This is a genomic window from Frigoribacterium sp. CFBP 8754 (genome assembly GCF_014841815.1).
GTDB classification, from domain to species: domain Bacteria; phylum Actinomycetota; class Actinomycetes; order Actinomycetales; family Microbacteriaceae; genus Frigoribacterium; species Frigoribacterium endophyticum.
In genome coordinates, this window is record NZ_JACYUO010000002.1 from 236,386 (window position 1) to 249,692 (window position 13,307).

Below are 13,307 nucleotides of genomic sequence, written 5' to 3' on the forward strand. Positions count from 1 at the left end.
CACACCGACCACCCGACACCTCCGAGGAGACCGATGAGCGTCTACGACGTCTGGGCCCCGACCGCCACCACCGTGCGACTGCACCTCGACGGCGAGGAGCTGCCGCTCGCGGCCGAGCCCGCCACCGGGTGGTGGCGCGCGCCCGCCGACCTCGACCGCGGGCCGGGCCACCGCTACGGCTTCCTGCTCGACGACGGCGACACGCCGCTGCCCGACCCGCGCTCTCGGCGCCAGCCTGACGGCGTGCACGGCCTCAGCGAGACCTTCGACCCGGCGGCCTTCGCCTGGACCGACGAGGCCTGGACGGGCCGCCAGCTCGGCGGCGCGGTGATCTACGAGCTGCACCTCGGCACCTTCACCCCCGAGGGCACGCTCGACTCGGCGATCGAGAAGCTGCCGCACCTCGTCGAGCTCGGCGTCGACCTCGTCGAGCTGCTGCCGGTGAACGGCGTCAACGGGCGCTGGAACTGGGGCTACGACGGCGTGGACTGGTTCACCGTCACCGACAACTACGGCGGGCCCGAGGCCTACCAGCGCTTCGTCGACGCCGCGCACGCCGCGGGCCTCGGCGTCGTGCAGGACGTCGTCTACAACCACCTCGGCCCCTCGGGCAACTACCTGCCGGTCTTCGGCCCCTACCTCTCGAGCAAGCACGCCAACACCTGGGGCGACAACGTCAACCTCGACGACGACGGCGCGCACGAGGTGCGCGAGTTCATCCTCGACAACACGGCGATGTGGTTCACCGACTACCACGTCGACGCGCTGCGCCTCGACGCCGTGCACGCGCTCCGCGACGACTCGCCGGTGCACCTGCTCCAGGAGATGGCCGAGCGCACCGCGGCGCTGAGCGCCCACCAGCGGCGCCCGCTGACGCTGATCGCCGAGAGCGACATGAACGACCCGCGCCTGATCACCCCGCGCGACGGGGGCGGCTCCGGCCCCGACCACCGCCAGGGCTACGGCCTCGACGGGCAGTGGAGCGACGACTTCCACCACGCCCTGCACGTGGCGCTGACCGGCGAGACCACCGGCTGGTACGCCGACTTCGCGTCGCTCGACTCGCTCGCCAAGGTGCTCACGAAGGGCTTCTTCCACGACGGCACCTGGTCGTCGTTCCGCGAGACCGACCACGGCTTCCCGATCGACGTCGAGCACATGCCCGGCTGGCGCCTGGTCGTGGCGAACCAGAACCACGACCAGATCGGCAACCGCGCGATCGGCGACCGCCTCGCGGCCACGCTCGACGACGGCCAGCTCGTCATCGCCGCCGCCCTCACCCTGGCGTCGCCGTTCACGCCGATGCTCTTCCAGGGCGAGGAGTGGGCCGCGTCGACCCCGTGGCAGTTCTTCACCTCGCACCCCGAGGCCGACCTCGGCGAGGCGACCGCGAAGGGCCGCATCGCCGAGTTCGCGAAGCTCGGCTGGGACGAATCGACCGTGCCCGACCCGCAGGACCCGGAGACCTACCGGCGCTCGAAGCTCGACTGGTCGGAGGTCGAGCAGGGGCGGCACGCCCTCGTGCTGAGCGCGTACCGCCGCCTGGCCGCCCTGCGACGCGCCGAGCCCGACCTGACCGACCCGCGCCTCCCCCGCGTCTCGGTCGAGCACGACGCCGACGCCCGCTGGCTCGTGCTGACGCGCGGCTCGCTGCGGGTCGCCGTCAACTTCGCGGAGCAGGAGGCGCGGGTCGCCGTGCCCTGCACCGAGGTCCTGTTCACGAGCGACGACGCCGTCACCGCCGGCGAGTCGCTGCTGCTGCCGCCGCACTCGGTGGCGATCGTCCGCTGAGGCAGCCGGCCCACGGGCCGGAGGAGACGAGAGGAGGGGCGGGTCGTGTCGCGACCCGCCCCTCCTCTCGTCCGTCCGCGGCGGCTAGCGCGCCCGCAGGCCCGCCAGCTCGCCCGGCCGCACGCGGTGCGAGGTGGCCCGCACGCTCGGCAGGCGACGGTGCCGCAGCACGAGCTCGACGACCGCGCGGCTGCGCCGGGTCAGGCCCCACCTCGTGACCTTGACCAGCGACTCCCGCACGATCGACCCGCTCATCTTGGACGCGCCGTGCACGCGCTCGGTGAAGGTGATCGGCATCTCGACGACGCGGAGGCCGGCCTGCAGCGACCGCCAGAGCAGGTCGACCTGGAAGCAGTAGCCGCGCGACTCGACCTCGTCGAGGTCGATGCGGCGCAGGGCCTCGGCCCGGAAGGCCCGGAAGCCGCCGGTCGTGTCGGCGACCGTGATGCCGAGGGCGCCGCGGGTGTACCAGCTGCCGCCGCGGCTGAGCAGCCGGCGACGCAGCGGCCAGTTCTCGACGCGGCCGCCGGGCACCCAGCGCGAGCCGAGCACGAGGTCGTCGTCGGCGAGCAGGGCGATCAGGGCGGGGAGGTCCTCGGGGTGGTGGGAGCCGTCAGCGTCCATCTCGACGAGGGCCGCGTAGCCGCGCTCGAGCCCCCAGGCGAAGCCCGCCAGGTACGCGGCGCCGAGGCCGGCCTTGCCGGTGCGGTGCAGCACGTGCACCCGGGGGTCGCGGGCGGCCCACGCGTCGGCGAGGTCGCCGGTGCCGTCGGGCGAGCCGTCGTCGACGACGAGCACGTCGACGGCGGCCCCGCTGTCGAGTGTGCGGCCGACGATCCAGTCGAGGTTCTCTCGTTCGTCGTAGGTCGGGATGATGACGAGTGCGTCGTTCACGGGGTGGTCCTTCCAGGTCGGGTGGGAGGGAGCGGGTCGGGTCGGGTCGGGTCTGGTCGGGTCGGGGGCGGTGCGGGGGCGGTGCGGGTGGTCCGCGCCGGTCAGGTGGCCGACACGAGGTCGGCGAACACGATGAGGTTGTCGACGTAGTGGCCGGTCGAGCGGTCGAACGTGCCGTCGCAGGTGATGAGGCGGAGGCTCGCCGTCGGGGTCGCCCCGTAGACGTCGCTGGTCGGGAAGGTCGCCTTGGGGGTCCGCTCGCTGCCCGTCACGCGGAAGGTCTCGACGCTGCCGGTCGAGAGCGTCACCTGCACCTCCGCGCCCACGGCGAGGTCGGCCAGGTCGACGAACACGGCGGGGCCGCTGCCGGAGTCGACGTGCCCGGCGATGACCGCCGGACCGACGCCGCCCGGCACGACGCCGTCGCGGTACCAGCCGGCCGACATCCACTCGCGGGGCGGCTCGAGCTCGCCCTGCGCGCCGAGGCCGAGCGACTCGAGGCCGGAGTCGACACCGATCGAGGGGATCTGGACCCGCACCGGGGTCGAGCCTGCGGGAGGCGCGGTGACGTACGGTGCCGCCGGGTCCTGGAACGAGCCGGCGGCCCCGCTGCCGGGGTCGAGCGCCGGGTCGGTGGCGGCCCCGCCCGGGGCGGCCTGCGAGGCGCCGGCGCCGGCCTCGGCGCCCGTGTCGGTCGAGCTGCCCCGGTCGGGCTGCGCCGCGACGGCGCCGACGGTCACGCCGGCCGCGACGAGGAGGACGACCGCGACGCCGACGGCGGCCCGCCGGTGGGCGGAGATGCGCTGCACGAGGCTCATCGGGCCACCTCCAGCGGCGAGCACGCGCCGAGCGCGGACGCCTCGACCTGGAGCGCCGCGAGGGCGGCCCACGCGGTGCCGTAGTAGGTCGGGGTCGACTGGGCGAGGGCGTCGGCGCGTCGCAGGTCGGCGGAGGCCTCCTCGTGCTGACCCGCGCTCGCCTCGGCCGCGGCGCGGGCCGCGTAGGCGAGCGGGCTCTGGTCGGCACCGATCGACTGCCCGCCGAGGTCGAGCTGCATCGGCAGGTCGTCGTAGCGCTGCAGCACCGGCGCGAGCCGGGCGGCGAGGGCGACGTCGTCGGGGGTGCACGACTCGGCGTAGCGGAGCGCGAGGCGGGCCGCGTCGTAGCTGTACTGCACCGTGCCCGACGTGCCGTCGGCGCCCGGCAGGGGCACGACGCTGCCGTCGCGGCGCACCTGGGCCCAGTCGCTCGGCAGGGCCGTCGCGTCGAGCACGGAGGTCGTCACGGCGCGCGAGCCGGCCTCGAGCTCCGACCAGCGCGGGTCGCCGCTGGCCTCGGCCAGCTGGGCGAAGCTCGCGGGCGACGCGTACGAGGGGTTGTACGACCACGGGCCGTCGCCGGCCGCCCACGGGCCGGGCAGCAGGATGCGCCCCACGTCGGTGACGGCGGTCATCTCGTCGAGCACGGCACCGCCGAGGTCGACGCCCTGCTCGGTGAGCGACGGGTCGCCGAAGGCCTCGCCGGCGAGCACGAGGGCCCGCGCGGCGTCGACGTCGGCGTCGCTGGCCGGCATGTCGTCGACGACGGCGCCGTCGGCCCAGCGCCAGGCCAGCAGGCCGTCCTCGCGCACGAGGTTCTCGCGGGTCCAGCGCCAGATCGCGTCGAAGCGCTGCTCGTCGCCGACGCCGACGGCGACGAGCATGCCGTAGGCCTGCCCCTCGCTGACGGTGTCGTCGCCCTGGTCGCGGCGCACGACGCGGCCGTCGTCGTCGACCCAGTCGTCGAGGAACCCCTCGCCGATCTCGGTCGCCGTGCGGGCCTGCGGGGTCGGGGTGCCGGCGCCGGGCGTGCCGGTCGCGTCGGCGGCCGGCTCGTCGGACGACGGGCCCGAGGGGCCGACGACGAGCCAGGCGACGCCGGCCGTGAGGGCGACGGCCACCACGACGACGACGGCCAGGAGGGCCTTCGTTCTGCGGGTCATGCTGCTCTGCTCTCTGCTGGTGGGGCGGTGCGGTGCGGGAGCGGTGCCGGGAGGCGCGGCGCGCCTCCCCGGGTCACGCCCCGAACCAGCCGAGGACGGTCGCCCAGAACCCGCGGGGCTGGTCGCCGTCGGCGGCGCTGGCCGTCGCGTCGTCCGACGGGTGCTCGGCGAGCCAGCCGCCGCCCGTCTGGACGCCGCCGACCGGCGCCTGCGCCGTCGCGGCGCTGTCGACGACGGGGACGACCGTGAGGCCGCCGTCGGAGTCGTCGAGCACGAAGAGCGTGCTGATGCTGCCCGCGGCGAGGTCGACCGAGCCGGAGCCGGTCACGTCGTCGCCGGTGAGCGAGAGCTGCCACGGGCCGGCCGCGACCTGCGCGTACTGGCTGGCGCTGCCGAAGGGCGCGTCGGCGGCGATCGTCGTGCCCGTCGTCGTCGCGACCGAGACCTGGTCGCTGACCGTGGCGGCCTGCACGAGGCGCACCTTCGCCTGGCCGTCGGAGGGCGCGGTCAGGTCGTCCTTGAACACCTGGGTGCGCAGGTCGTCGTTCGGGCCGTACGCCACGGTCGTGATCGGCTGGCCGCTGTCGACCGTCACGTTCGTCGTGATGACCGGCTTCGTGCGGGCCGGCGAGTCGGCGGCCGTCATCGAGACCACGTAGGTGCCCGCCGGCAGGGCCTGGTAGGCGCTGACCTGGCCGTAGGTCACGTCGTCGAGGTCCATCACGACCTGCCCGCCCGAGAGCGAGGTGAGGGTGACGTCGACGGCCTTCGTGTCGGGCGACAGGTGGCCGACGCGCACCCAGCCGTCGCCGTCGGCGGCCTGGGCGGGCGAGGCGGCGACGAGCGACCCGGCGAGGGCGACGGCCGCCGCGGCGGCGAGGGCGAGCGGCGCCGCGAGGCGGCGCCGCGACGGGGTCGCCACGGTGCCGACGGGGGTGCCGGGCGTGCCGGGGGCGGTGCGGGAGGCGGTGGTGCGGAGGGAGCGGATCGTGCGGATCACGGTGGTTCCTTTCCGGTCGGGGTGCTCCGCCCTGGCGGGCGGAGCCAGTCTGGAGGGTCGAGGCCCGCGGGGTGCGGGCCTCGACCGGGCGGTCACGGGGCGAGGAGCCCCTCGGGCGGCACGGCGGAGAAGGTCACGCGGAGGGCGTCGCCCTCCTGCTCGACCGACTGCGGCGCGTACACGTCGCCGAGGCCCTCGAGGGTGGCTCGGAGGTCGGCGAGGGACTCGCCGCCGCCGGGCGTCACGACGAACTGGCGGAAGAGCGACTCCTGCTCGCCGGGCAGCCCCTCGGGGTCGGCGACGGAGACCGGGGCGATGGCGGCCAGCTGCCCGAGCACGATCACGGCGCGCGGGTCGAGGCGGCCGTCGGTCAGGGCCTGGTCGAAGGTCGACGACACCTGGAGGCCGGGGTTCTGCGCGAGCTCGGAGCCCGCCCGCGACCGGGCCGCGGCGGCCTCGTCGGCCGTGCGCTGGGCCTCCGCGGCCCCGTCACGGTCGATGCGGCGGACGGCGACCTGCTGGTCGCCCTCGCCGAACGAGGCCACGACGGTCGAGCTCTCGAGTGCCTGCCGGACGTCGGCCGAGGCCAGCCCCGAGGTGCGGACCGACTCCGTCTCGAACAGGTAGTCGCTGTCGCGCCAGCCGTTCGGCGACTGCGCCTGGACGGCGCCGTCGGTGTCGATCTTGTAGAACCAGATGACGTTCTCCCGGGCGAACCCGGCGTTCACCAGGTCGACCCAGACCGCGTCGTCGACGAGCAGGCGGCTGTCGGTCGGCACGTTCTGCTCGACCCAGGTCTCGGCGTTCCGCATCGGGGCGTCGAGGTCGGCGTCGACGAAGCCGCGCAGCTGCACGGCCCAGAGCGGCACGACGGCGACGAGGGCGACCGCCGTGACGGCCAGCCACGCGACGGCGCCCGTGCGGGCGGCGACGGTGGACGCGCGCCCGGCGCGGCGGGCCCGGACGGCCCGGACGGCGGCGTCGGTGGCGGCCGCGACGAGCAGGGCGGCGAACGGCAGCAGCATGATCACGTAGGGCACGGGCAGGTACCCGCCGGGGCGGAACATGAACGCGACCAGGAAGACGAGCATCACGGCGATCGGACGGACGCGACGGAGGAAGAGCCCCACCACCGCGGCCACGACGCCCAGCACGATCAGCACCGGGTCGAGCTGCCACCACTGCGAGACGGTCGCGAAGAAGAGGCTTCCCGTGTCGAAGACGGAGCCGCTCGCCTCGCGGGTCGCGAGCTGGAACTGCACGCCCTCGAGCAGGCTGACCCGCCCGGCGCCGGGCAGCAGCTCGCCCTTGACGGCGGCGAGGGCGACGTACCCGAGGCCGACCAGCACGAGCAGGCTCGCGGCGATCGAGAGGGTGTAGCGGCGCGTCGACCGGTCGGCCCCGCGCCACATCGTCCACGCCAGGAAGGGCAGGGCGAGGAGGTACGTCTCCTTGCTCAGCACGGCGATGCCGAAGGTGAGCGAGGCGGCGGCGTACCCGGCCAGCTGGTAGCGCCGGCTCAGGGCGAAGACGAAGGCGGCGAGCAGCCACGGCGTCGCGATGTTGTCGAGGTAGACGGTGCGGTGGAACTGCAGCGCCAGGGGCGAGACCGCGAACACCAGGGCCGCGACGGCCGCCGCCGGCCGGCTCAGGCCGAGCTTGCGACCGAGCAGCCAGACGAGCACGACGGCGACGAGGGTGAACGCGAGCACCGCCTCCCGGGCGGCCAGCACCGCGATGTCGTAGCGCGAGAAGGCGCCGGTCAGCGAGGTGTAGGCCGCGATCTGCAGCCAGCCCACCGGCGGGTGGTCGTACCAGTAGGTGTAGTGGGTCAGCTCGCCGAGGTGCTGCACGGCCCAGGCCTGGGCCGTGTAGGTGCCCTCGTCGTCGATGCGCTGCGGCGACCCGGCCATGTTCCAGGCCTGCACGGTCGCGGCGATCGCCAGCACCGGCAGCAGCCAGGCGAGGCTCCGGCCGTGGCGACGGAACCACTCGCCGACGGGGGTCCGCCCGCGGCCCGGAGCGGGCTCGTGGACACGGGGCACGGCGGGGCGGACGGGGGCGGCGGGCCGCTCGATCGTGGCGGTCATCGGTCGCTCCCCACGGTCGCGAGGGCGTCGACGGGCTGGCCGACGACGACGGGCGGCGAGCTCGGGGCACCGCTGACGGAGGCGCCGGGCGCGACCGCGGGACGGTGCGTGCCCGAGTGCTCCGTCTTCTCCCACGCGTTCATCCCGCGCAGCTGGCGCCAGACGGCCCGCACGGCGGCGAGGGCGAGGAAGATCTGGTAGGGCAGGAGGCCCCAGACGAGGCGGGCGTAGTCGCGCACGCGGACCTTCTGGCCGTACGTCTTGCCGAACTCGTGCAGCCCCGTGAACTCGACGGCCAGCAGCACCAGCGTGGGTGCGAGCGGCACGAACGAGACGAGCGCGATGGCCGTCGGCACCTTGACGGTGAGGATGAGCACGACGCTGATCGGGATGAGCAGGCCGGTGGCCGCCTGGATGAACGGCATGGTGAGCAGGTAGCGGGCCATCAGGCGCTGACGCAGGGTCGGCAGCTGACGCCACTCCCCCTTGCCGTAGACCTGCATGAAGCCCTGGTTCCAGCGGGTGCGCTGCTTGAGCAGCGAGACGAAGGTGCCGGGCGTCTCCTCACGAGTGACGACCTCGGGGCTGTAGGCGACGACGACCTTCGCGCCGGCGCTCGAGAGGCGCACGCCGAGCTCGCAGTCCTCGGCGAGGCACGAGGCGTCCCAGCCCTCCGACCAGTCGAGCCACTCCTTGCGGACGAAGACCGTGTTGCCGCCGAGCGGGATGAACTTCTCCTTGGCGTGGAAGTGCAGCCGCGAGCGGAACCAGAAGTAGTACTCGAGCACGTTGCGGAGGCTCCACCAGCTGGACTGGAAGTTCATCAGCTGCACGCCGCCCTGGACGACGTCGGCGTCGGTCTCGGTGAAGCGCGAGTCGACGAGGGTCAGCAGGCGCGGGTGCACGTCGTCCTCGGCGTCGAAGACCCCGACGATCTCGCCCCGCGAGGTCTGCAGCGCCAGGTTGAGCGCCTTCGGCTTGTTCTTCGGCACGCTCGAGTCGACGATGACGCGGATGAGCTCGGGGTGCCGGGCGGCGGCCTCCCGGGCGACGCGCTCGGTGCCGGGGTCGTCGTGGCCGACGATGGCGATGATCTCGAAGTCGGGGTGGTCCTGCTGGGCGAGGCGGTCGAGCGTCTGGCCCATCACCTCCTCCTCGTGGCGCCCCGGGACGAGGAGCGTGAACGAGTGCGCCGCGTCGAGGGGCGAGTCGCTGAAGCGGCTGCCCTCGAGGGTGTCCTTGGAGCGCCAGGCGTGGAGCATCCACCACAGCGTCGAGACGGCGACCGCGGTGAGGAGGACGGTCACCAGGACGAGGCCCGAGTAGCCGATCCACTCGAGCGGGCTCCAGTCGGGCAGCGAGAAGCCGGGCACGCCGTCGCCCAGGCCGGAGGTGCTGCCGCGGTTGGGCAGCACCTGCGAGGGGTCGGCGGGCGCCTGGGGCGTCAGCAGCGGTTCCGGCTCGCCGGCGGCGAGGACGGAGGTCGCGAGGTGGGTCAGGGGGGACGGCACGGGTCGGTCTCCTGTCGGGTGTCAGGGTCGGGGGGAGTCGCGTCCACGTCGTCGGGGACCAGGTCGGGCGCGCTCGGGTCGGGTCGAGCGGTCGGGTGGGTCAGGTCGTGGTTCGGCGGCCCCCGGTCGGGGGGTTGGGTGCGGGGTACGGGATCCCGGCGAACTGCCAGGTGCCCGACACACGGCGTTCACACGACCCCCGGGCGGGGGCCAGGGCGTCGACACGCGCCTCCACGGAGCGACGGGTGGCGCGTACGGTGACGACATGGAATTCCGACACCTCGGCCGCAGCGGCCTCAAGATCTCCGAGATCACCTACGGCAACTGGCTCACCCACGCCTCGCAGGTCGAGAACGACGTCGCGACGCAGTGCGTCCGCGCCGCCCTCGACGCGGGCATCACGACCTTCGACACCGCCGACGCCTACGCGAACACCGCGGCGGAGCAGGTGCTCGGCGACGCCCTCGCCGGTGAGAGGCGCGAGAGCCTCGAGATCTTCACGAAGGTCTACTGGCCCACCGGCCCGCGCGGCCACAACGACGTCGGGCTGAGCCGCAAGCACGTGCTCGAGTCGATCGACGGGTCGCTCCGCCGCCTGGGCACCGACTACGTCGACCTCTACCAGGCGCACCGCTACGACAGCGCGACTCCCCTGGAGGAGACGATGCAGGCCTTCGCCGACGTGGTGCGGCAGGGCAAGGCGCTCTACATCGGCGTGAGCGAGTGGACGGCCGAGCAGATCCGCGCCGGCCACGAGCTCGCCCAGCAGCTCGGCGTGCAGCTGATCTCGAACCAGCCCCAGTACTCGATGCTGTGGCGCGTCATCGAGCAGGAGGTCGTGCCCGCCAGCGTGCAGCACGGCGTCAGCCAGATCGTCTGGTCGCCGGTCGCGCAGGGCGTCCTGAGCGGCAAGTACGCACCGGGAGCCGAGCTGCCCGCGGGCAGCCGGGCCACCGACGCCAAGGGCGGCGCCGACACCATCAAGCGGTTCATGACCGACGAGGTGCTCACCGGCGTCGCGGCCCTGAAGCCGGTCGCCGACGACCTCGGCCTCACGATGGCCCAGCTCGCCGTCGCGTGGGTGCTGCAGAACGACAACGTCGCCTCGGCGATCATCGGGGCCTCCCGCCCCGAGCAGGTGGCCGACAACGCCGCCGCCGCGGGCGTCCGCCTGCCGGCCGAGGCCATGACCGCGATCGACGCGGCCGTGGGCCACCTCGCCGAGACCGACCCGGCGAAGACGGTCTCCCCCGCCGAGCGCCCCGCCTGACCCTCGGCCCGGTCCCCCGGTCGGCCGCCGCCCCGGCGACGGCCGACCGGGTCCCAGCACCTGCATCGACGCTGTTCACCGATCAGCCACGCGGATCGGGAATGCTCGACCTGTCGATGCTCTTGCATATACTCGTACCACCTTCGGTGACACGTCACCGATCTACGACCACCTCACACGTCACCACCTCAAGGAGAACACCATGGCCATCACCGCAGAGAAGATCCCCGCCGGCACCTGGACCCTCGACCCCACCCACAGCGAGGTCTCGTTCAGCGTCCGCCACCTCGCGATCAGCAAGGTCAAGGGCTCGTTCGAGCGCTTCGACGCGAGCCTGGTCACCGATGACGACCACACCGCGAGCAAGGTCACGGCCTCGATCGACGTGGCCTCGATCAACACGAACCAGAAGGACCGCGACGGCCACCTGCAGACCGGCGACTTCTTCCTCGCCGAGGAGCACCCGCAGATGACGTTCACCTCGACGAGCATCGAGGAGAAGGGCGACGACGCCTTCCTCGTGCACGGCGACCTGAGCCTCCGCGGCGTCACCAAGCCCGTCACCCTCAAGAGCGAGTTCGGCGGCCTCGTCGTCGACGGCTACGGCCAGACGAAGCTCGGCTTCTCGGCCACGACGAAGATCGACCGCACCGAGTTCGGCGTCAGCTGGAACGCGGCGCTCGAGGCCGGCGGCTTCACGCTCGGCAACGACGTCACCGTCACGCTCGAGATCCAGTTCGTGCTCTCGGCGTAGTCACGACGCTCCCCGGAGGGCCCGCACCTGCTCAGGCAGGGGCGGGCCCTCCGTCGTTGCCTCAGACGGCCACCGCGCCTCCCCCGGTCCGCGGCGCCAGGGCCCGGCGGAGCACCGCCCGTTCGAGCAGGGTCCAGGAGGCGCTGGTCACGAGGTAGAGCGCGGCGGCCAGCGGGGCGAAGGCCGCGAAGACGACGCTGACGAACGGCAGCACCCGCAGCAGCCCCGTCATGCCCGGCACGGCGGCGGGGCCCGCGGCACCGGCAGCACCGGGCAGCGGTGCCGCAGTCGGCCCCGCCGCCCGCAGCGAGGCGCGCCGGGTCAGCTCGACGACGACCGCGAGCACGGCGAGCAGCACGAGGTACGGCCACACCGTCGCGAGGCCCGCGCCGAGGGCCACGGGCAGGTTCGCCCCCAGCACGGCCCCGCCCAGGGTGTGGCCCAGCAGCTCGTTCGCGTGGCCGGCGATCGTCGGGTGGGCGAAGAGCGAGTAGACGGCCGTCAGCACCGGGGCCTGGGCGAGGGTCGGGAGGCAGCCCGCGAGCGGCGAGACCTTCTCCGACGAGTACAGCTCCATGAGGCGCCTGCTGCGCTCCTGGGGGTCGGTGACGCGGCGGGTCAGCTCGGCGACGCGGGGCGCGAGACGGCGTCGGCCGATCTCGGCGCGCACCTGCGAGACCCCGACGGGCACCAGCACCAGCCGGACGACGACGGTGAGCAGGACGACGGCGAGCGCCGACGAGAGGTCGCCCACGGCGGGCTCGACCAGGGCGGCGAGCAGGGCGACGAACGAGTGGAGGCCGTCGAGGACGACGGCGACGGGCGGGAAGGCGGACAGGTCCACGGAGGGGCTCCTCGGTCAGAGAGACGGGTGACGTCGTCTGGCCGCCGCGACGGGTCGCGGGTGAGCGTCGGGTCAGGCGGCCGGGAGCGCCCGGCCCGGAGCGCGGGCACGCACGTGCCCGTCCGCGTCGGGGTCGCGCTGGAACACGAGGAGGCGCACGTCGGCCCCCTCGCTGAGCACCCGTCGCGCTGGTGCGGGCGCGAGGCCGCACAGCGCCAGCAGGGCACGGCCCAGCCCGGTCGCCACGAGCACCGTGGCCGCGCCGAGCAGCGAGACGACGACCGCGGCGGAGGCCGGGTCGCCGCCCTGGGCGGCGAGGGCCTGCACCACGTGCTCGAGCGGCGCGAGCACGCGCGCCAGGAGCTCGAGCAGGGTCGTCATGCGAGCGACCCTAGCCGGTGAGGCGCTACCGTGGCGACTGTTCCGCTGAGGGCCGACCTCGGGAAGGCCGCCGCGCCTCCGGCGGTTGGGCCCCAGCAGACCGCGACACCGCTCCGCCGCCGGCGCCGTCGGTGGTCGTGACGCCCCTGCCTCGAGAGGACGCCCCATGACCGTCGACTGGATCACCCTGCAGCAGCGCGCGCACGACGAGTTCGCCCGACGGGTGGAGGCGGTGGCCGACTGGGACGCCCCCACGCCCGACACCGAGTGGCGGGTCCGTGACCTCGTCCGGCACGTGACCCGCGAGCAGCAGTGGGTGCCGCTGCTGCTCGACGGCGGCGACCCGTCGGCCTCCGAGCGCTCGATCGAGCCGCTCGACGACGACCTCGTCACCGCGTGGCACCGCTGGTCGTCCGCCGCGACGGCCGCCTGGGCCGAGGCCGACCCCGAGGCGCCCGTCCGCCTGAGCGCCGACGTCGTGCCGGCCCGGGAGTACCTCGCCGAGCAGGTCGCCGACGTCACCATCCACACCTGGGACCTCGCCCGGGCGATCGGCGCCGACGAGAGCCTCGACGACGAGCTCGTGGCGGCCGTGTGGACGGTCTTCGAGCCGCAGGCCGACGCCCTCGAGGCCTCCGGGCTGTTCGCGAGCCCCGTGCCGGTCGACGACGACGCCCCGCTGCACGTGCGGCTGCTGGCGCTGACCGGGCGCGACGCGCGCTGACCCGGCGCGACGCGCGCTGACCGAGGCGCAGTCCCGGTCCGCCCTCGGCGACCACGCAGCTTCCCCC

Annotated in this window: 12 protein-coding genes; 4 read left to right on the forward strand and 8 right to left on the reverse strand. The window is 74.2% G+C overall.

The features are described 5' to 3' along the window. The first annotated feature begins 33 nt into the window (after positions 1 to 33). Positions 34 to 1,791: a malto-oligosyltrehalose trehalohydrolase gene (treZ, locus tag IFT72_RS07625; RefSeq protein ID WP_192046063.1), complete on the forward strand. Its 1,758-nt coding sequence runs from the start codon at positions 34 to 36 to the stop codon at positions 1,789 to 1,791. A gap of 84 nt (positions 1,792 to 1,875) precedes the next feature. Here the strand turns inward: treZ and IFT72_RS07630 are convergent, their stop codons facing one another. The 6 genes from IFT72_RS07630 to IFT72_RS07655 form a co-directional block, all read right to left on the reverse strand. Continuing rightward, positions 1,876 to 2,685, reverse strand: a complete 810-nt coding sequence (locus IFT72_RS07630; protein ID WP_167259698.1) for a polyprenol monophosphomannose synthase — start codon at positions 2,683 to 2,685, stop codon at positions 1,876 to 1,878. A 101-nt stretch (positions 2,686 to 2,786) separates the two neighbouring features. Next, complete coding sequence (locus IFT72_RS07635) at positions 2,787 to 3,503, reverse strand: class F sortase (protein WP_192046064.1); 717 nt, start codon at positions 3,501 to 3,503, stop codon at positions 2,787 to 2,789. Then, entirely contained in the window at positions 3,500 to 4,666 is a 1,167-nt protein-coding gene (locus IFT72_RS07640) for a glycosyl hydrolase family 8 (RefSeq protein ID WP_192046065.1), read from the reverse strand. The genes IFT72_RS07635 and IFT72_RS07640 overlap by 4 nt, the downstream gene beginning before the upstream one ends. Positions 4,667 to 4,739: 73 nt before the next feature. Next, the gene (locus IFT72_RS07645) at positions 4,740 to 5,666 is read right to left on the reverse strand and encodes a DUF4397 domain-containing protein (protein WP_192046066.1); all 927 of its coding nucleotides are present in this window, start codon (positions 5,664 to 5,666) and stop codon (positions 4,740 to 4,742) included. 92 nt (positions 5,667 to 5,758) lie between these two features. Then, entirely contained in the window at positions 5,759 to 7,756 is a 1,998-nt protein-coding gene (locus IFT72_RS07650) for a glycosyltransferase family 39 protein (RefSeq protein WP_192046067.1), read from the reverse strand. Next, positions 7,753 to 9,267 (reverse strand): glycosyltransferase, encoded by a 1,515-nt coding sequence (locus tag IFT72_RS07655; protein WP_235491244.1) that lies wholly within the window; start codon positions 9,265 to 9,267, stop codon positions 7,753 to 7,755. Before IFT72_RS07655 ends, IFT72_RS07650 begins: the two co-directional genes overlap by 4 nt. Before the next feature lie 265 nt (positions 9,268 to 9,532). Between IFT72_RS07655 and IFT72_RS07660 the strand changes: the two genes are divergently transcribed. Next, positions 9,533 to 10,537 (forward strand): aldo/keto reductase family protein, encoded by a 1,005-nt coding sequence (locus IFT72_RS07660; protein ID WP_056056491.1) that lies wholly within the window; start codon positions 9,533 to 9,535, stop codon positions 10,535 to 10,537. A gap of 202 nt (positions 10,538 to 10,739) precedes the next feature. After that, positions 10,740 to 11,291 carry a YceI family protein gene (locus IFT72_RS07665; protein WP_056056492.1) on the forward strand — a complete coding sequence of 184 codons (552 nt, stop codon included), beginning with the start codon at positions 10,740 to 10,742 and terminating at the stop codon, positions 11,289 to 11,291. Between the two features lie 61 nt (positions 11,292 to 11,352). Here the strand turns inward: IFT72_RS07665 and yidC are convergent, their stop codons facing one another. Both yidC and IFT72_RS07675 read right to left on the reverse strand, forming a co-directional pair. Then, the gene (yidC, locus tag IFT72_RS07670; protein ID WP_056056493.1) at positions 11,353 to 12,135 is read right to left on the reverse strand and encodes a membrane protein insertase YidC; all 783 of its coding nucleotides are present in this window, start codon (positions 12,133 to 12,135) and stop codon (positions 11,353 to 11,355) included. A gap of 72 nt (positions 12,136 to 12,207) precedes the next feature. Further along, the gene (locus IFT72_RS07675; RefSeq protein WP_056056494.1) at positions 12,208 to 12,516 is read right to left on the reverse strand and encodes a DUF6412 domain-containing protein; all 309 of its coding nucleotides are present in this window, start codon (positions 12,514 to 12,516) and stop codon (positions 12,208 to 12,210) included. Between the two features lie 166 nt (positions 12,517 to 12,682). Here IFT72_RS07675 and IFT72_RS07680 point away from each other — a divergent pair, with 166 nt between their 5' ends. Further along, positions 12,683 to 13,240, forward strand: a complete 558-nt coding sequence (locus IFT72_RS07680) for a TIGR03086 family metal-binding protein (protein ID WP_056056495.1) — start codon at positions 12,683 to 12,685, stop codon at positions 13,238 to 13,240. Positions 13,241 to 13,307: the final 67 nt, after the last annotated feature.

Bases quoted from the DNA above. Each gene is read 5' to 3' on its own strand.
- IFT72_RS07675 (WP_056056494.1), bottom strand. From the start codon at position 12,516: ATGACGACCCTGCTCGAGCTCCTGGCGCGCGTGCTCGCGCCGCTCGAG.
- IFT72_RS07660 (WP_056056491.1), top strand. From the start codon at position 9,533: ATGGAATTCCGACACCTCGGCCGCAGCGGCCTCAAGATCTCCGAGATC.
- IFT72_RS07680 (WP_056056495.1), top strand. From the start codon at position 12,683: ATGACCGTCGACTGGATCACCCTGCAGCAGCGCGCGCACGACGAGTTC.
- IFT72_RS07635 (WP_192046064.1), bottom strand. From the start codon at position 3,503: ATGAGCCTCGTGCAGCGCATCTCCGCCCACCGGCGGGCCGCCGTCGGC.
- IFT72_RS07640 (WP_192046065.1), bottom strand. From the start codon at position 4,666: ATGACCCGCAGAACGAAGGCCCTCCTGGCCGTCGTCGTCGTGGTGGCC.
- IFT72_RS07650 (WP_192046067.1), bottom strand. From the start codon at position 7,756: ATGACCGCCACGATCGAGCGGCCCGCCGCCCCCGTCCGCCCCGCCGTG.
- IFT72_RS07665 (WP_056056492.1), top strand. From the start codon at position 10,740: ATGGCCATCACCGCAGAGAAGATCCCCGCCGGCACCTGGACCCTCGAC.
- treZ (WP_192046063.1), top strand. From the start codon at position 34: ATGAGCGTCTACGACGTCTGGGCCCCGACCGCCACCACCGTGCGACTG.